Genomic DNA, 16,412 nt, shown 5'->3' with positions numbered 1-16,412 from the left:
TCCCCACTGCCGCCCGCGCCCGGCGGCCCGTGCCCAAGGTCATCCGACTTGCCAGGCACCTGTGCGTATCTTGAAGCCGCTTTCGCCCACTTGCCGGGCAAGTCGAACGATCATGGGCGGGGTGGCGGGGCGCGGGACCCCGTTCGCCCACTTGCCGGGCAGGTCGGGCGATCAAGTGGAGGTGCGGACGCGCGCGCGGCGGTCGAGGAGGTGGTTGGCGGCATGGTGGGTGAGGTTGGTGACCAGGATGGCGGGGGCGACGACGGCGACCACGCCCGCGAACTGGGCCTCCAGGCGCAGCGCGAGGATGATCGCGGTGATGCCGTTCTGCTGGGCGAACGCCAGATGCAGCCGGTCGGCGGCGGGCATGTTCCGGGTGAGCAGCCACCCGACCAGGATCTGCGCGGCGAACGCGGCCAGGCCCAGGGTCACCCCTTCCGGCAGCGCGATCCCGCCGATGAGCAGCAAACCGAGCAGCACCGTCGCGGCGTACAGCGCGCCCTGGGTGATCCGGGGCAGCAGCCGGTCCAGCCAGGCCGGGCGCAGGAACAGGCCGACCAGCGCCAGGCCGAGCATCCAGAACTGCCACACCGCGACGGCGACCACGATCGCGAGCAAGGCGTCCGCCCAGCGGGGACGGTCCCGGACGGCATACCGCCACAGCAGCCACACCACCGCCGCGAAGGCGAGATTCAGACCCAGATCCGCGGCGTACGCCACCAGCCCGTCCGCGACGTGCACGCCCTGCTCGCCGCGTATGCCTAGGCCCAGGGCGTCGGTCGTCACGGCGGCGGCGTAGACGGTCAGCACCACCGTGACCGGGTCGTCGAACGAGGACCACGCGGCCAGCACGGTGCGGGCCCGGGGCGAGAGTCGGTCGTCGCCGAGCAGTGCGGCGACCGACAGCGGGTCGATCTGCGCCACCACGATGCCCAGCAGCAGGAACAGCGGATCCTGCCAGGCCAGCGCGAGCGATCCACCGATGACGGCGGCCTTGACCATGACACCGACGGTCACCGCGGTAACGATGAGCCGCCGGTCCTGCCGGGCGGCGGCGACGTCGATGCCGTAGGTGCTGCCGTACAGGCCGATCGCCAGTAGGGCAGCGGTGACGAGCAGGTAGGGCGTGGTGTCGGTGGCGTCGGCGATCCGGACGCCGGTGACGGCGGCCGTGCCGAGGCCGATCAGGACGGCCAGGGCGAGCCAGGCCAGGCGGCGCACCGCGTACCCCCTAGGTGTTCTGCTGGGTGATGGGCAGGCGGCCGGAGCGCCGCCGCAGTTCGGCGGAGAGCTTCTCCAGCGCGTCGTCGGCGGTGTGGATCTGGGCCTGGTCGAGGGTGACCCCGATGACGTGCACCGCGGGATTGCTGTTGATCATGTGGTAGTAGATCGCACCCTGCTCGACGTCGAAGACCATGCGAATCAGCGGCCCGGTCTCCAGCGCGCTGAACCGGCCGTCCAGCTCCGCCATCAGATCTATGATCTGCGGCCCGTGCTCGTGGTACTTCTCCCGCCGCTGCGCCTGCGTCGTCTCGACCGGCTGGAAGTCCTCCAGGCGGTCGAACACGTCGATGGCGAAGACCTGGTTGCGGCCCTCGTAGTAGGCGACGTAGTGCAGCTGCTCCAGGCTCAGGGCGGCCCGGCAGGCGTCGAAGTACTTGGTGTGCTTCGTGGCGTCGTAGCGGCCCTGGGCGCGTACGAAGGAGACCGTCTCGATCGGCAGCGGCTCGCGCGGCGCGGGGATCGCGGCCGCTTCGGCCACCGGGGCCTCGACCCGGAAGTAGAACCAGCCCATGGCGAACACGGACAGGCCCAGGATCAGGGTGACCATGCCGACGACGCCCTCGATCGGGTCGCCCCGCAGCCATTCGGGCCGGGCTGCCTGCAGGAAGCCCTGGGTCGCGGTGGCGAACCCGGCGACGATGAGGAAACCGGCTCGCGCCCGCTGGAACACGATGCGGCCGACCTGCGAGGCGTACAGGATCGCCGCGCCGACGCCCAGCACCATCGCCGTGATGGCGGTGCGCAGGTAGTCGAAGTCCTCGTTGTTGAGCACCGCGAGCAGGATCTCGCCGAGCAGCGGGATCGCGAACGAACCGGCCAGGATGCCGGCGAAACGCTCCGCCCAGACGGCTTTCGGCTGCGCGGGGGCGTTGTCGGACGGGGGCATGGACACACCTTGAGGGAGGGGTGGGGGCCGGTCAGGCCGCGATTCCCGTCATCCTAAACGGACGCCTCAACGATGATCAATGTCCCGGGTCAGCCCCGCGGGGTCGGCCGCGCCCCGCCGAGGGTGATGGGCAGCAGCTTCTTCGCCGCCTGCTCCAGCAGCCCGGTGAACCGGCCCAGGTCGGCGACCGCGCCCTGCCGCTCGCCGGAGTCCATCTCGCGCAGCATCGACAGCAGCCCGCCGACCCGGCCCAGCGCCAGATAGCCGGTCATGGTCCGCTCCTTGCCGGTGAGCGTGAAGCGCAGCGCGTACGCGTCGCCCTCCAGCTTCAGCAGGTCCGCCGGGAGCCGGTCGCGCGGCACGTCCTCGACACGCACCCGGACGGCCGTGCCGTCGTCGAGCACCGCGTGGAAGTCCCGGCAGCGCTGGCCCATCCGGCGCAGCTCGTTCAGGGTGCCGAGCGCGCCGTCGCCGGAGAAGGTGCTCAGCACCTGGGTGATCAGCGTCGGCCCGCGGTGCCCGGAGACCGCCTGGGCGGTGGGCTGCAGGCGGGCCTTCGGGTGCGTGGTCGCCACGGTCGCCGCGGCGGTGCGGATCAGCTCGTCGGGCGCGCCCAGCAGGGCAGCGCAGCGCTCCGGGCGGGGCGTGCGCACCTTGGGCGACGGGCTGGGCTGCTGCGGGGCGTAGCTGGCCGGCAGGTCGACCTCGGCCAGCAGCGCCGCCTGCAACTCCGGCTGCGTCGCGGTGAGCGGCAGCGTCTTGCGGGTCGTCTCGGTCGCCTGGGCCTGCTGCTGGCGGTGCGTCGCGCCGAGCACCCCGGCCAGGGTGAGCGCGCCGATCAGCAGCCCACCCAGGGCGATACCGCCCGCGATGGTGCGGTGGCGCACCGGGAAGAGGGAGTCCAGGCGGTTCATGGGCGCTCCTTGCGCATCGAGGGGAGCTCCGTGTCACTGACCGTCTCAACGGTGTGAAGGGCGTCGAAGTTGCGGCATCACCGTGCTCCGGCGTACAGCTGAAGGATGGCGTAACGTGCGCGTAATGAGGCCGGGCCAGACTGGCCGGAGATCTCGTCTAGGAAGGCTTGCCGTGGATCGTCAGCAGGAGTTCGTGCTGCGTACGCTTGAGGAGCGCGACATCCGCTTCGTGCGCCTCTGGTTCACCGACGTGCTCGGCACCCTGAAGTCGGTCAGTGTCGCCCCGGCGGAGCTGGAGGCGGCCTTCGAGGAGGGCATCGGCTTCGACGGATCGGCCATCGAGGGCTTCGCCCGGGTGTACGAGTCCGACATGATCGCCATGCCGGACCCGACGACGTTCCAGGTCTTCCCGTTCGAGGGCGGCGGCTCCGGCGAGAGCGCCCGCATGTTCTGCGACATCCTCATGCCCGACGGCACCCCGAGCTGGGCCGACCCGCGCCACGTGCTGCGCCGGGCGCTGTCGAAGGCGGCCGACAAGGGCTTCACCTTCTACACCCACCCCGAGGTCGAGTTCTTCCTGCTCGCCGACGCGCCCGCGGACGGCGGCGTGCCGACCCCGGTCGACTCCGGCGGCTACTTCGACCACACCACGCACGCCATCGCCCGCGACTTCCGCCGCCAGGCCGTGCTCGCGCTGGAGCGCATCGGCATCTCCGTCGAGTTCAGCCACCACGAGGTCGCCCCCGGCCAGCAGGAGATCGACCTGCGGTACGCGGACGCGCTGACCACCGCCGACAACATCATGACGTTCCGGCACGTGATGCGGGAGGTGGCGCTGTCGCACGGGGTGCGGGCCACCTTCATGCCCAAGCCGTTCACCGACCAGCCCGGCAGCGGCATGCACACGCACCTGTCGCTGTTCGAGGGCGAGCGCAACGCCTTCCACGACCCGGCCGACCCGCACAAGCTGAGCAAGACCGCCAAGGCGTTCATCGCCGGTGTGCTCACCCACGCGCGGGAGTTCACCGCGGTCACCAACCAGTGGGTCAACTCGTACAAGCGGCTGTTCCCGCAGATGATCCCGGACCGGATCAGCGAGGCCCCGGCGTACGTGTGCTGGGGGCACCTGAACCGCTCCGCCCTGGTCCGTGTCCCCGCGTACGGCAAGCCGAACTCGGCCCGGGTCGAGGTCCGCTCGCTGGACTCGGCCACCAACCCCTATCTGGCCTTCGCGGTGCTGCTCGGGGCCGGCATGAAGGGCATCGAGGAGGGCTACGAGCTGCCCCCGGGCGCCGAGGACGACGTCTGGGCGCTGTCGAACGCCGAGCGCCGCGCGATGGGCTACTCGGCGCTGCCGGAGAACCTGTCCGAGGCGATCGACGTGATGGCGGGCTCCGAGCTGGTCGCCGACGTGCTCGGCGAGCACGTGTTCGACTTCTTCCTGCGCAACAAGCGCGCCGAGTGGGAGGAGTACCGGCGCGAGGTGACGCCGTATGAGCGGATCAAGTACCTGGGTGCGCTCTAGCAGCCCAGGTATCGGCGGCTCAGCCTGGGTGCGCGGTAAGTAACCTGGTCAGACCCGTGCGGGCGCCCCTGTTGCGGGCGTCCGCTAGCCTCCCGAGCGACATTCGGATGCAGTGGAGGCGTACATGGTGCAGGACCTGGTCACAGGTGCGTGGCAGAGCGTGGTGTTCGGGGTGGCCGGGATCTGCCTGATGGCGGTCGGCTTCGTGGTGGTGGACCTGCTGACGCCGGGCCGCCTGCGGGAGCTGATCTGGCACCAGCGCAGCAGCAACGCCGCACTCCTGCTGGCCGCGAACCAGCTCGGCATCGCGCTGATCGTGTTCACCGCGATCTTCACCAGCTATGAGGACTTCGGCAAGGGCCTGGCCTCCACGGTGATCTTCGGTCTGCTCGGCATCGGCCTGATGGCGCTGGCGTTCATGGCGCTGGACTGGCTGACCCCGGGCCGCCTGGGCGAGATGATCGCCGAGATCGAGCCGCACCCCGCCGCCAAGGTCACCGCGGCCACCCACTTCGGCGCGGCCCTCATCGTCTGCGCCTGCATCGCCTGACGCAGCCGCACCAACGCGCCCCGATCACCGCCGAGCCGTTCTGGCCGGCGGTGATCGCCGTTTGCGGGCGGAAAGTGGGGCGGCTTGCGGGGGTGATCGCCGTTTGCGGTCAAAACCTCGGGTTGAACCGCAGTTCTTGACCCGAAACAGCGATCATCAGCCGCGAGCCGGGTCAGGCTGCGGCGAGGAGGCGGTCGCAGGCGGTGATGAGGGCGGTGCGGAGGGGGGCGGCGCGGTCGGCGAAGGAGCGCTGGGTGGCGGCGTACTCGGCGCGGCCGTCGGGGGTCTCGATGCGGACCGGGGGAAAGCCGAGGTCGGCCAGGTCGTACGGGCTGGCGCGCATGTCGAGTTCGCGGATCTCGCGGGACAGGGCGAAGCAGGCCGTGACGAGTTCGCCGGCGACCAGCGGGGACAGTTTGTAGGCCCACTTGTAGAGGTCCATGTTCGCGTGCAGGCAGCCGGGCTGTTCGAGGGCGGGCTGCAGCTCGCGGGTGGGCTGGTGCACGTTGAGGGGCCGCGCGGGCGCGGTGAAGAAGCGGAACGCGTCGAAGTGGCTGCACCGTACGCCGCGGTCTTCGACGACCTCGGCGGTCGCGGCGGGGGACAGGCGCAGCGGCCAGGAGTTGTGCCGGACCTCCTGCTGGGTCTGGCGGTAGACCATGGCCCACTCGTGCATGCCGAAGCAGCCCAGCTGGGCGGGCCGGGACGCGGTCGCGGTGAGCAGGTCGCGGATCCAGCGCACCGAGTCGGCCCGCTTGGCCAGCAGCGCGGGGTCCAGCAGAACACCGCCGTCGACGGCGAGGTAGTCGCGCTCGGCGAGGCCGTCGCGCAGCAGCACGCCGTGGCCGGGGTGCCAGCGGCGCAGCTGCGCCGGACGGTGCGAGTAGTACGTGAACAGGAAGTCGTGCACCGGGTGCTTCACCCCGTCGCGGCGGCGGGCCAGGTGCTGGGCCAGCCAGCCGTCCACCAGCTCCTCGTGCGCCTGCCGGCGGGCACCCCAGACCTCGGGGCCGAGGACCTCGGCGGCGGCGATGTGCATCAGGCCAGGGTACCGGTGGCGCAGACTAGATAGCGACACCAACTAGCTTGCTGTGCTAGCGTCTCGCGCCATGGAGCTGGAGCGGCGCAGTCAATGGCTGCGGGGAGTGCTCGACCTGTGCGTGCTCGGCGTGCTCGCCCACCGCGAGTCCTACGGCTACGAGCTGATCCAGTCGCTGCACGCGGCGGGGCTGCACGGCATCCAGGGCGGCACCCTCTACCCGGTGCTGCTGCGGTTGCAGCGCGGCGGCCAGGTCGCCGCACACTGGCGCGAGGGCGGGTCCGGCCCGGCCCGCAAGTACTACCGGATCACCCCGGAGGGCGCCGAGACGCTGCGGCGGTCCGCGGCCGACTGGGAGGCCTTCGCGGGCGGGGTGAGCGCGATTCTGCGAGAGGTGGCGGCACGGTGAGACACGACACCTGGCTCGATGCCCTCGCCGGCGAGCTGCGCCGGCACGGGGTGGCCGCGGAGACGGCGGGCAACGTGCTCGCCGAGACCGCCGCCCACCTGTGGGAGAGCGGGGACGACCCGCTGCGGGCGTTCGGCCCGCCCCAGGCGTACGCGGCGACGGTCGCCGACAGCGTGCGCCTGGAGCCGCCGCGGCGCGCGCCCGGCGGGCCGGTGCGGCTGGAGGTCCTCGGCATCACCAAGCGGTACGGCCGCCGGACCGTGCTGCGCGAGGTGAACCTGACGGTACGCGCGGGCGAGGTCGCCGCCGTGGTCGGCGCGAACGGCTCCGGCAAGAGCACCTTCCTGGGCATCTGCGCGGGCCTGGTCAGCCCGGACCGGGGCGAGGTGCGGGTGCACGGCGCCCTCGGCTACTGCCCGCAGGGCGGCGGCACCAGCGACTTCCTCGTGCCCGACGAGCACTTCCTGCTGGTCGGCGCGGGCCGCGGCATGTCGCGGGCGGACGCCCGGGACAGCGGCCGGGCGGGCGCGGCGGCGCTGGACTGGGATCCGCGCGGCGGAACGCAGGCCCGCCACCTGTCCGGCGGCACCCGGCAGAAACTCAACCTGGTCATGGCCGGGCTCGGCGACCCGGACGTGCTGCTGCTGGACGAGCCGTACCAGGGCTTCGACCAGGGCTCTTATCTGGACTTCTGGCAGCAGGTGCACCGCTGGCGCGCCGCCGGCAAGGCGATCGTCGTGGTGACCCACCTGCTGAACACCCGCGACGGGGTCGACACCGTGCTCGACCTGACACCACGGGAGAGGGCATGAAGAAGACACTCGTCGTGGCCGAGATGGCGCTGCGGGAGATCGCGCGCCGCCGGGGTGTGCTGGCCATTCTGCTGATCTTCCCGTTGGCGTTCTACCTGAGCCGACGCGACTCGCACGCGGGGCAGTCGATCCGGTTCGTGTGCCTCGGGATCGGCTGGGCGATGAGCACCGCGGCGCTGTTCGCGGGCAGCGCGGCGCGGGCCGTCGAGCCCCGGCTGCGGCTGTCCGGATACCGGAGCGGCCACCTGTACCTGGGCCGGCTGGCCGCGCTGTGGACGGTCGGCCTGCTGCTGTCGGCGCCCTACTACGTGCTGATCCGCATCGACCAGGAGCACATCAGGTACGGCGCGATCGGGCTCATCATGCTGCTGACCGTGGCGGTCGCCGCGCCGTTCGGGCTCGCCCTCAGCGCCGCCCTGCCGCGGGAGCTGGAGGGCATGCTGGTGCTGCTCATCGTCGTGGGACTGCAGATGATGATGGACCCGGCCTCGTCCGCCTCACGGCTGCTGCCGTTCTGGTTCAGCCGCGAGATCGGCACCTATGCCGTGGACCACACCGACGGCGGTTACCTGACCCGTGGCCTGATCCACGCGGCGGTGTGCCTGGCGGCGCTGCTGGCCGTGGTCGCGGTGGCGTCGGGATACCGGCTGCGACAGCGGTCACACCTGCGGTTCGTCGCCCGGCGCTGAGCCGGTCGCGGGTGGAGCGAGCGGGGTCACACCAGGCCTACGGCGTAAGTTGAAGCTGGACATCGACAAGAGATCTTCAGCTGGGGGCTGTGGTGCGCATCGCTCGCTTCGTTCATCCGGGTGGCATGTCGTTCGGCGTGGTGGAGGGGGATCCGGAGGCCGGGGCCCAGGCGCTGACGGTACGCGCGATCAACGGCCACCCCTTCGGTGAGCTGGATCTCACCGAGCAGCGCTTCGCGCTGGCCGACGTACGCCTGCTCTCCCCGATCCTGCCCAGCAAGGTGATCGGGGTGGGGCGCAACTACGCCGACCACGCCGCCGAGCACGGCGCGGAGGTGCCCAAGGAGCCGCTGCTGTTCCTCAAGCCGTCCACATCGGTGATCGGGCCGCACGACATCATCCGGCTGCCCGAGCAGTCGCACCAGGTCGAGCACGAGGCCGAGCTGGCCGTGGTGATCGGCGCCACGGGCGCGCGCCGGGTGGACCGGGCCGGGGCCGAGAAGGCGATCTTCGGGTACACCATCGCCAACGACGTCACCGCGCGCGACCTGCAGAAGAGCGACGGCCAGTGGACCCGGGCCAAGGGGTTCGACTCGTTCTGCCCGCTGGGACCGTGGATCGACACCGCCGTCGACGTCACCGACGCCGAGGTGCGCTGCGAGGTCAACGAGGAGGTGCGCCAGCTCGGCCGCACCTCGCAGATGGTCTTCGACGTGCCCACGCTGGTGTCGTACGTGTCTCACGTGATGACGCTGCTGCCCGGCGACGTCATCCTCACCGGCACCCCGGCGGGGGTGTCGCCGCTGGCCGCGAAGGACGTGGTGAGCGTGCGCATCCAGGGGCTGGGGGAGCTGCGCAACCCGGTCGCCGCGCGGTAGGGGATACCGATTTGGCGCTGCCGGGGAGGTCAGGTAAAGTTCTGTCCCGGCAGCGGCAACGGTGCCAATGGGGTATGGGGTAATTGGCAGCCCAACTGATTCTGGTTCAGTTAGTCTAGGTTCGAGTCCTGGTACCCCAGCAACCAAGCAAGATCGGGTAAAGCCCGATTCGCGCGAGGCTGCTGGACCTGCTAAAGTTCAGCGGGCCGCCGAGCTGAGAAGTCAGCTAGGCGGTCGAAAAATGAATAAGGTGTTCTCCGGAACATCGACCTGGCCCCGTCGTCTAGCGGCCTAGGACGCCGCCCTCTCAAGGCGGTAGCGAGGGTTCGAATCCCTTCGGGGCTACCAGGTTTCCAGAAGCTCACGAGCATTGCTCGTGAGCTTCTGTCGTTGTGCGCAGGAGTGGAGGGCTGCGGCGATGGCGCAGCCCCGCTATCGTCCGCGTCCATGACCCTCTGGATCGTCGGTGGCGTGGTGCTCGGTCTCATCCTGGTGTTGGCGGTCGTCGCCGACCGCCGTGGCAAACGGCACGGCCACATCAACCCGCCACGCGACTACTACGACGGCAACCCGATGATCCACGTCGCGCGCGAGGTGGGCACCCCGACCTCGACCGGCGGCGCGATGGGCGCCGGGAACTAGTCGTCGGCACGGGTGTCGCGGCCGGGTCGCCCGCGCCGGGAACGGAGAGCGCCGGCCACGTTACGTGGCCGGCGCTCTCCGTCTAGCCGGTACGTCAGTCCATGACCAGGCGGAGCACGCCGGTCTGGTCGCCGCCGTCGACGCCCTGCAGCAGCACCAGCGCCTCGAACGGCGTCCTGGCCCGCTCAGCGGCCGGCAGCAGCTCGGCCAGGTTCACGTAGACCGCGAGCCCGGTGGTTGCCGGAGCGTCCGCCACGGCGTGCTGGAAGGCCTCCTGACCGGCCAGCGTGCCGCCGCCCGGGGTGTAGCCGGTGGTGGTGGCGGTGACGACGTTGCCCTCGGCGGTGGCGGTCAGGCCGGGCAGGCCCAGGTCGGTGAGCAGTTCCACGACTTTGCCGGCCGCGGCGGCGTCGAGCGCCTCCGCGACGATCCGGACACCGGGGTCCTGCTGCGCCTTCGTCCGCACCGCGACGCTGAGCACGGCCCCGTCCAGTGCGGGGAGCGCCCCGAACGGGCTCACGCCGCCGAGCGGGCCGTCGTCGAGGCCCAGTCCGGGCATCCCCAGAAGCTTCTCCACCCGCTCGAGCTCGGCCGGGGTGAGCTTGTCGAAACCCTTCTCCATCAGGGCGTTCAGCTCGGCCTGCTCGGCAGGGGTCAGCTCGGGGGCCTGCGGGATCTCGGGCGTCTCGACGACACCGGTCGGCCCGGGCTCACCGAGCGCGCCGCCGACATCGACCTGGTCGGAGATGTCGGCGGTCATCCCGGTCATGGCCAAGGCCATCAGCAGCCCGAGCGGGGAACCCGGCGCGTCGGCGGCGGCCGACAGGTCGCGGGGCAGCTGCGCCACCACACCGACGTGCGTGTCTGCGGGCAGCGCGCCGAGCTTCGTCACCGCGTCGCGCAGGCCCGCCTGGGTCGCGTTCGAGCCGAACGTGCGGTACCGCGCCTCGATCCCGTGGTCGGTGGCCCGGACTCCGGCGATGAAACGGCCCTGCTCCCTCGGCTTCGCGGCCTCCGGCGCGGCCAGGCCGAACATCTCCTTCTCCGCAGCGGTCATGCCCGCCTGGATCGCCGTGGTGACGGCGTCGCCGTATCGCGCGAGGTCGGCCCAGACCACGGCGAGCTGGTCGCCCTGCAGCCAGGCCCGGTCGGCGGCGAAGGTCGCGGCGGTGGCCAGGGGTGCGCGCTGCGCCTCGGCGAAGGCCTTCTCGGCCGCCTGCTGGCCGTTCTTCTCGCCGATGGCGATCAGGGCCACCCCGTCGCGGACCACGAAGCCCAGGCTGGCGGTCTTGAGCCCGGCGCGTACCCGGCCCAGCCCGGCCTCGGCGTCGGCGGAGTCGGTGCTGCTCGCGCTGATCAGGGCGTACGCCTGCCCGTCGTCGAGCCAGAAGCTGACCCCGACCCGGTGGCCGAGCCAGCTCAGCAGGTCCCGGTCGACGTCTACGCCGGTCAGGCCGAGGCCGCGCAGCAGCTCGGCCATCGCCTTGTCGCGCTGCTCCGCGGTGTCGCCGCCGGTGTCCTTCGGCGTCTTCGCGCTCAGCTTGAGCAGTTTCAGCTGCTGCTCCAGGCCGACCTCCAGGTCGACGGAGGCGAACGCGACGACCGACGCCGGGGTGAACTCCTCGGCCCGGCGGCCGTCGCCGAAGACGAAGCGGTAGACGGCGTATCCGCCGATGCCGAGCAGCAGCACCACCGCGACGGCGGCGGCGACGAGCACCCGCACGCTGCGCGGCCGGGCCGGAGCGTCGGCGGGGGCGGCGGTTTCGTCGCGGTCGAGGGTGATCACCGCAGCGGCGCCGGGTTCGCCGGCCGGTACGACGGTCGGCTCAGCCGAGCCGGCGACGGTCGGGTCGCCAGGGGCCGGAGTGAAAGCTGAGGCGCCGGTGGACGGATCGTCCACCGGCGCCTGGGGGTCTGCCATGAGGGTTCCTTTCCCCGTTGAAAATCGCGCTCATGCTAGGGGGCACGGGCAACGACGATCATCGGAGTACGGATCCCCCGATCAGAGTCCGGAGAGCCGTTGACCGGCGCGTACGACGGCCATCGCGTGCCGGTCGCCGGGGCGGCGGCCGAGGCGCTCGATGGGGCCGGAGACGCTGATCGCGGCGATGACGCGGCCGGTGCGGTCGCGCACGGGGGCGCTGACCGACGCGACGCCGGCCTCGCGCTCGGCCACGGACTGCGCCCAGCCGCGGCGGCGCACCTCGGCCAGCGTGCGGCCGGTGAACTTGCAGCGGGGGAGCAGAGGCATGACCGCCTCGGGGGGTTCCCAGGCGAGCAGGATCTGAGCCGCCGAGCCCGCCGTCATCGGCAGGATCGCGCCGACCGGCACGGTGTCGCGCAGACCGCTGGCCCGTTCCGCGGCGGCGACGCAGAGCCGTTCGTCGGCCCTGCGCAGGTAAAGTTGCGCGCTTTCGCCGGTGGCGTCCCGCAGTGCGGACAGCAGCGGCTCTGCGGCTGTCAGCAGGACGTCGGGGGCGGCGTTCGCGAGCTCTCCGAGGCGGGGACCGGGACGCCAGCGTCCCTGCGTGTCCCGTACCAGCATCCGATGAATCTCCAGCGCCTGCGCCAGCCGGTGCGCCGTTGCTCTCGGCAGCTTGGTGCGATCGACGAGTTCCGCGAGGCTGGCGCCGTCGACACACGCGGCAAGGATCACTACCGCCTTGTCAAGGACGCCCACGCCAGACATACTGTGTCCCACAGACCGAAACATACCTCCCAAGATGCGGGATGTCCAGATGGTGGGAGCAACCCAGTGAGCAGGACCCTTGCCCAGAAGGTCTGGGACGCACACGTGGTACGCCGCGCTGACGGTGAACCGGACCTCCTCTATATCGATCTTCATCTGCTGCATGAGGTGACCAGCCCGCAGGCCTTCGACGGCCTCCGGCTGGCCGGGCGCAAGGTGCGCCGGACCGATCTGACGATCGCGACCGAGGACCACAACACGCCCACCGACAACCTCCTGACGATCGCCGACCCGGTGTCGCGCACGCAGATCGAGACGCTGCGCGCCAACTGCGCCGAGTTCGGCGTGAAGCTGCACCCGCTCGGCGACCCGCAGCAGGGCGTCGTCCACGTCATGGGCCCGCAGCAGGGCCTGACCCAGCCGGGCATGACGATCGTGTGCGGCGACTCGCACACCTCGACGCACGGCGCGTTCGGGGCGCTGGCCTTCGGCATCGGCACCTCCGAGGTGGAGCACGTGCTGGCCACGCAGACGCTGCCGCAGGCGCAGCCCTTGCAGATGGCGGTCACCGTCACCGGCGAGTTGCCCCCGGGCGTCTCGGCCAAGGACCTGATCCTGGCCCTGATCACCCAGGAGGGCACCGGCGGCGGCCGGGGTTACGTGGTGGAATACCGCGGCCCCGCCATCGAGAAGCTGAGCATGGAGGGGCGGATGACCGTCTCCAACATGTCCATCGAGTGGGGTGCCAAGGCCGGCCTGATCGCGCCGGACGAGACCACGTTCGCCTGGCTGAAGGGCCGCAACTTCGCGCCCAAGGGCCAGGATTGGGACGACGCCGTGGCGTACTGGCGCAGCCTGCCCACGGACGAGGGCGCGACCTTCGACAAGGAGGTGTTCCTCGACGCGAGCGCGCTGACGCCGTTCGTCACCTGGGGCACCAACCCGGGCCAGGGCGCCTCGCTGGACAGCGTGATCCCGGACCCGGAGTCGTTCGCGTCCGAGTCGGAGCGCGCGGCGGCCCGCCGGGCCGTGGAATACATGGATCTGACCCCGGGCACGCCGCTGCGCGACCTGTCCGTGGACGTGGTCTTCGTGGGCTCCTGCACCAACGGGCGGCTGGAGGACCTGCGCACCGCGGCGGACGTGTTGCGCGGGCGCAAGGTCGCCGACGGCGTGCGCATGCTGGTGGTGCCTGGTTCGGCCGCGGTGCGGGCACAGGCCGAGGAGGAGGGCCTGCACGAGGTCTTCACCGAGGCCGGGGCCGAGTGGCGGTTCGCGGGCTGCTCGATGTGCCTGGGCATGAACCCGGACACCCTCCAGCCGGGCCAGCGCTCGGCGTCCACGTCCAACCGCAACTTCGAGGGGCGGCAGGGCAAGGGCGGCCGTACCCACCTGGTGTCCCCGGCGGTGGCCGCGGCGACCGCCGTGACCGGCCACCTGTCCGCTCCCGCCGACCTGGACGCCGTCGGCGCCCGCTGAACCGAGGTAGATCGAAATGGAGAAGTTCACCGTTCACACCGGCACCGCGGTGCCGCTGCGGCGTTCCAACGTGGACACCGACCAGATCATCCCGGCGGTGTACCTCAAGCGGGTCACCCGCACGGGCTTCGAGGACGGCCTGTTCAGCGCCTGGCGGGAGGACCCGTCGTTCGTGCTGAACAACCCGGCCTACGCCGGGGCCAGCGTGCTGGTCGCCGGGCCCGAGTTCGGCACCGGATCCTCACGGGAGCACGCGGTCTGGGCCCTCAACGACTACGGCTTCCGGGTGGTCATCTCCCCCCGGTACGGCGACATCTTCCGGGGCAACTCGCTCAAGCAGGGTCTGCTCACGGTCGAGCTGCCGCAGGCGGCGGTGGAGGCGTTGTGGGACCTGGTGGAGGCCGACCCGGCCACCCCGATCGAGGTCGACCTGGTCGCCCGGGAGGTCCGTGCGGGTGGGCAGAGCTGGGCGTTCTCGCTGGACGACTTCCTGCGCTGGCGGCTGATGGAAGGCTTGGACGACATCGGATTGACGCTGCGCCACGAAGAGGCGATCACCGCGTTCGAGGGCCATCGCCCGGCTTTCGGAGTACTTGTCGGATAGGTGCTGAACCACGACAGCAACGTAATTGCCCCCGTCCTGTTATCAGGATGGGGGCAATTTTCTTTGCGACACATAGGTGGTTTTTAACCCTCCTGTTGGCATATTGCTGACGTTGGGCCTACTGTGCGCACAGAATGACTGTTATAAGTCCAGTAGCACCATACGGGAGGAATCCGTGAACAAGACTGAGCTGATCGACGCGATCGCCGCTCACCCGACCGTGGTCGACAAGAAGACCGCCGCGGCCGTGCTGGAGGCCACGCTCACCGAGATCCAGAACGCGGTCACCAAGGGCGACAAGGTTTCGCTGACCGGCTTCGGTGTCTTCGAGAAGCGGGCCCGGGCCGCTCGCATGGCGCGTAACCCGCGCACCGGCGAGGCGGTCAAGGTGAAGAAGACGTCGGTGCCGGCCTTCCGGCCCGGCGCGGGCTTCAAGGAGACGGTCTCCGTCGGCAAGGTCGCCGCCCCGGCGAAGAAGGCGACGAAGGCGACCGCCAAGAAGACCGCCGGCGCCGCCGGCACCCGCCCGGCCGCGAGCAAGGCCGCCGCCGCGACGAAGACGGCTCCGGCCAAGAAGACCGCGACCAAGAGCACCGCCAAGGCGACCACCGCCAAGGCCACCACGGCGAAGGCGACCGCGGCCAAGGCCACCGCCAAGAAGACGACGGCGGCGAAGACGGCTCCGGCCAAGAAGACCGTGACCGCGAAGGCGACGACCGCGGCGAAGAAGACGACCGCCAAGGCGACCACGGCCAAGAAGGCCCCCGCCAAGAAGGCCGCCAAACGCTGACCGGTCCCGTTATCCCTTTCTGAACAAAGCCGCACCCGCGCCGAGTCGATACGGCGCGGGTGCGGCTTTGTGCGGCCCTATCCGCGCTGGGGCGGCTGAGAGCGGCCCTGGCAGCCGGAGATGCGCAGCATGGAGCGCATCGTCTGGCGCGGGGTCGGCGGCGCGGGCAGGGGTTCGGGGCCGCCTCCGGTCCGGAACGCCTGCAGCAGGTAGCCCACCAGCCGCCGCCACGCGTTCGGCGCCGCCTGGGCGGTCCCGCGCAGCACCCCCGCGTTGGCCATCAGCAGCAGCGGCAGATCCTCGGGCACGTAGTCCTCGCGCAGCGAACCCTCGGCCTTGGCGCGCTCCACCAGGCCCACGAAACCGTGGTAGAGCGCGACGCGGCGGGCCTCGAACTCCCGTGCGCCCGGGAACGACATGGTGAGCACGTCGGCCAGGCCGCCGTCGGCCGCCTGCATCCGGCAGACCTCCTGCACGTACCCGGCGAAGCCGGTCCAGCCGTCCGGGGCCTGCCGCGCCTCGTGCAGCGCCTGCTCGTACTGCTCGAACTTGCGGGAGGCGGCCGCGACCATCAGGTCGTCGCGGGCCGGGAAGCGCCGGTAGAGCGTGGCGATGCCGACCCCGGCCCGCGCGGCGATCTCCTCCAACGGCACGTCGAAGCCGCGTTCGGCGAAGGCGTCGCAGGCGGCGTCGACGATGCGCTCGCGGTTGCGGGCGGCGTCGGCGCGCAGCGGGGGTTCCACCATGATCACCAGCTTAGCAGGACTGGAGGCGAGCCTCCGGTTAGTGCTACCGTCGCGACACAAACGGAGGAGATCCACCACTTAGCCTCCCGTTCGACAAGGAGATTTCCCGTGAACATCGCCCTCTGGGTCGTGCAGATCCTGCTCGGCGTGGCCTTCCTCGGCGCCGGCGTCATGAAGTCCACCAAGAGCAAGGAGGACCTCGCCCCGAAGCTGCCGTGGGTGAACGACTTCTCCCTCGGCACGCTGCGGCTGATCGGCGTCACCGAACTGCTGGCCGGCATCGGTCTGATCCTGCCGTGGGCGACCGGCATCGCGCCGATCCTCACCCCGCTGGCCGCGTCCGGCCTCGTCGTCATCATGGTGCTGGCGGCGGTCGTGCACGCGCGGCGCAAGGAGTACCCGGGCATCGTCTTCAACGTGATCCTCGGGGCACTGGCGCTGTTCGTGGCGCTCGGCCGCTTCTGACCGGCGGGTTC

Annotated in this window: 18 protein-coding genes and 2 tRNA genes; 13 read left to right on the top strand and 7 right to left on the bottom strand. The window is 71.1% G+C overall.

The window, feature by feature from the left end; genetic code table 11:
* Window positions 1-171 precede the first annotated feature (171 nt).
* The 3 genes from AB0B66_RS00475 to AB0B66_RS00465 all read right to left on the bottom strand — a co-directional run bounded on the left by AB0B66_RS00475 (window position 172) and on the right by AB0B66_RS00465 (window position 3,084).
* Complete coding sequence (locus AB0B66_RS00475; protein WP_360520567.1) at window positions 172-1,221, bottom strand: hypothetical protein; 1,050 nt, start codon at window positions 1,219-1,221, stop codon at window positions 172-174.
* Window positions 1,222-1,231: 10 nt separating this feature from the next.
* Window positions 1,232-2,170, bottom strand: a complete 939-nt coding sequence (locus tag AB0B66_RS00470; RefSeq protein ID WP_360520564.1) for a hypothetical protein — start codon at window positions 2,168-2,170, stop codon at window positions 1,232-1,234.
* Window positions 2,171-2,259: 89 nt separating this feature from the next.
* A complete protein-coding gene (locus tag AB0B66_RS00465; protein ID WP_360520561.1) occupies window positions 2,260-3,084 on the bottom strand; it encodes a hypothetical protein in 825 nt (274 codons plus the stop codon).
* A gap of 172 nt (window positions 3,085-3,256) precedes the next feature.
* Here AB0B66_RS00465 and AB0B66_RS00460 point away from each other — a divergent pair, with 172 nt between their 5' ends.
* On the top strand, window positions 3,257-4,609 hold the full coding sequence (locus tag AB0B66_RS00460) for a glutamine synthetase family protein (protein ID WP_360520558.1): 1,353 nt from the start codon (window positions 3,257-3,259) through the stop codon (window positions 4,607-4,609).
* Window positions 4,610-4,733: 124 nt separating this feature from the next.
* Entirely contained in the window at window positions 4,734-5,159 is a 426-nt protein-coding gene (locus tag AB0B66_RS00455; protein WP_203699177.1) for a DUF350 domain-containing protein, read from the top strand.
* A 172-nt stretch (window positions 5,160-5,331) separates the two neighbouring features.
* Here the strand turns inward: AB0B66_RS00455 and AB0B66_RS00450 are convergent, their stop codons facing one another.
* Window positions 5,332-6,198: a 3-methyladenine DNA glycosylase gene (locus AB0B66_RS00450; RefSeq protein ID WP_360520554.1), complete on the bottom strand. Its 867-nt coding sequence runs from the start codon at window positions 6,196-6,198 to the stop codon at window positions 5,332-5,334.
* Window positions 6,199-6,268: 70 nt separating this feature from the next.
* Between AB0B66_RS00450 and AB0B66_RS00445 the strand changes: the two genes are divergently transcribed.
* The 7 genes from AB0B66_RS00445 to AB0B66_RS00415 all read left to right on the top strand — a co-directional run bounded on the left by AB0B66_RS00445 (window position 6,269) and on the right by AB0B66_RS00415 (window position 9,628).
* Entirely contained in the window at window positions 6,269-6,607 is a 339-nt protein-coding gene (locus AB0B66_RS00445; protein WP_360520551.1) for a PadR family transcriptional regulator, read from the top strand.
* Window positions 6,604-7,419 (top strand): ATP-binding cassette domain-containing protein, encoded by an 816-nt coding sequence (locus AB0B66_RS00440; RefSeq protein WP_360520548.1) that lies wholly within the window; start codon window positions 6,604-6,606, stop codon window positions 7,417-7,419. The genes AB0B66_RS00445 and AB0B66_RS00440 overlap by 4 nt, the downstream gene beginning before the upstream one ends.
* Window positions 7,416-8,108: a hypothetical protein gene (locus AB0B66_RS00435; protein WP_360520545.1), complete on the top strand. Its 693-nt coding sequence runs from the start codon at window positions 7,416-7,418 to the stop codon at window positions 8,106-8,108. The genes AB0B66_RS00440 and AB0B66_RS00435 overlap by 4 nt, the downstream gene beginning before the upstream one ends.
* 92 nt (window positions 8,109-8,200) lie before the next feature.
* Window positions 8,201-8,986: a fumarylacetoacetate hydrolase family protein gene (locus AB0B66_RS00430; RefSeq protein ID WP_360521702.1), complete on the top strand. Its 786-nt coding sequence runs from the start codon at window positions 8,201-8,203 to the stop codon at window positions 8,984-8,986.
* Window positions 8,987-9,054: 68 nt separating this feature from the next.
* Window positions 9,055-9,126 (top strand) — tRNA-Gln (locus AB0B66_RS00425).
* Window positions 9,127-9,258: 132 nt separating this feature from the next.
* Window positions 9,259-9,334: transfer RNA gene (locus AB0B66_RS00420), tRNA-Glu, on the top strand.
* 99 nt (window positions 9,335-9,433) lie between these two features.
* Window positions 9,434-9,628: a hypothetical protein gene (locus tag AB0B66_RS00415; protein WP_360520542.1), complete on the top strand. Its 195-nt coding sequence runs from the start codon at window positions 9,434-9,436 to the stop codon at window positions 9,626-9,628.
* A gap of 94 nt (window positions 9,629-9,722) precedes the next feature.
* On the opposite strand, the gene AB0B66_RS00410 is transcribed toward AB0B66_RS00415, so the two are convergent.
* Together AB0B66_RS00410 and AB0B66_RS00405 are read right to left on the bottom strand one after the other, a co-directional pair.
* Window positions 9,723-11,549, bottom strand: a complete 1,827-nt coding sequence (locus AB0B66_RS00410) for a hypothetical protein (protein WP_360520539.1) — start codon at window positions 11,547-11,549, stop codon at window positions 9,723-9,725.
* A gap of 81 nt (window positions 11,550-11,630) precedes the next feature.
* Window positions 11,631-12,317 carry an IclR family transcriptional regulator gene (locus AB0B66_RS00405; protein WP_120318463.1) on the bottom strand — a complete coding sequence of 229 codons (687 nt, stop codon included), beginning with the start codon at window positions 12,315-12,317 and terminating at the stop codon, window positions 11,631-11,633.
* A gap of 66 nt (window positions 12,318-12,383) precedes the next feature.
* On the opposite strand from AB0B66_RS00405, the gene leuC reads away from it, so the two are divergent.
* The 3 genes from leuC (at window position 12,384) to AB0B66_RS00390 (ending at window position 15,190) form a co-directional block, all read left to right on the top strand.
* Window positions 12,384-13,796: a 3-isopropylmalate dehydratase large subunit gene (gene leuC / locus AB0B66_RS00400; protein ID WP_360520536.1), complete on the top strand. Its 1,413-nt coding sequence runs from the start codon at window positions 12,384-12,386 to the stop codon at window positions 13,794-13,796.
* A 16-nt stretch (window positions 13,797-13,812) separates the two neighbouring features.
* Window positions 13,813-14,400, top strand: coding sequence for a 3-isopropylmalate dehydratase small subunit (leuD, locus tag AB0B66_RS00395; RefSeq protein ID WP_360520533.1), 588 nt, complete (start codon window positions 13,813-13,815; stop codon window positions 14,398-14,400).
* A 160-nt stretch (window positions 14,401-14,560) separates the two neighbouring features.
* Window positions 14,561-15,190 carry an HU family DNA-binding protein gene (locus tag AB0B66_RS00390; RefSeq protein ID WP_360521699.1) on the top strand — a complete coding sequence of 210 codons (630 nt, stop codon included), beginning with the start codon at window positions 14,561-14,563 and terminating at the stop codon, window positions 15,188-15,190.
* Window positions 15,191-15,267: 77 nt separating this feature from the next.
* Here AB0B66_RS00390 and AB0B66_RS00385 read toward each other — a convergent pair whose 3' ends face one another.
* Window positions 15,268-15,936, bottom strand: coding sequence for a helix-turn-helix domain-containing protein (locus tag AB0B66_RS00385; protein WP_360520530.1), 669 nt, complete (start codon window positions 15,934-15,936; stop codon window positions 15,268-15,270).
* A 108-nt stretch (window positions 15,937-16,044) separates the two neighbouring features.
* Between AB0B66_RS00385 and AB0B66_RS00380 the strand changes: the two genes are divergently transcribed.
* On the top strand, window positions 16,045-16,401 hold the full coding sequence (locus AB0B66_RS00380) for a DoxX family protein (protein ID WP_360520527.1): 357 nt from the start codon (window positions 16,045-16,047) through the stop codon (window positions 16,399-16,401).
* Window positions 16,402-16,412: the final 11 nt, after the last annotated feature.

Source organism: Catellatospora sp. NPDC049111 (assembly GCF_040648615.1).
Taxonomy (GTDB): Bacteria; Actinomycetota; Actinomycetes; order Mycobacteriales; family Micromonosporaceae; genus Catellatospora; species Catellatospora aurea.
Note: the sequence above shows the minus strand (reverse complement) of the source record. Positions and strands in the feature narration are given on the sequence as shown.